This window comes from Siccirubricoccus soli, assembly GCF_024178315.1.
GTDB classification, from domain to species: domain Bacteria; phylum Pseudomonadota; class Alphaproteobacteria; order Acetobacterales; family Acetobacteraceae; genus Siccirubricoccus; species Siccirubricoccus soli.
In genome coordinates, this window is sequence record NZ_JAMZIK010000336.1 from 1 (window position 1) to 224 (window position 224).

At 45.5% G+C, this 224-nt stretch carries 1 protein-coding gene; it reads right to left on the reverse strand.

Going from position 1 to position 224, the window contains the following annotated elements; genetic code table 11:
- A partial coding sequence (locus tag NJ376_RS28610) for a hypothetical protein (protein ID WP_252956734.1) occupies positions 1-224 on the reverse strand: 224 nt, incomplete at both ends.

Here is a 224-nt window from a genome sequence, read left to right on the forward strand (position 1 = left end):
AACTCACGATAGTCAATACACATACGAAATGATCCATCCTTCTTTTTGACAAACAACACCGGTGCTCCCCAAGGTGAATGACTAGGTCGAATAAAACCCTTATCTTGGAGCTCCTGGAGTTGGTTAGACAACTCTTGCATTTCAGATGGTGCCAGACGATATGCAGCCTTGGAAACAGGGGTTTCTCCGGGAATAAGCTCTATACGAAATTCCACCGGTCGGAT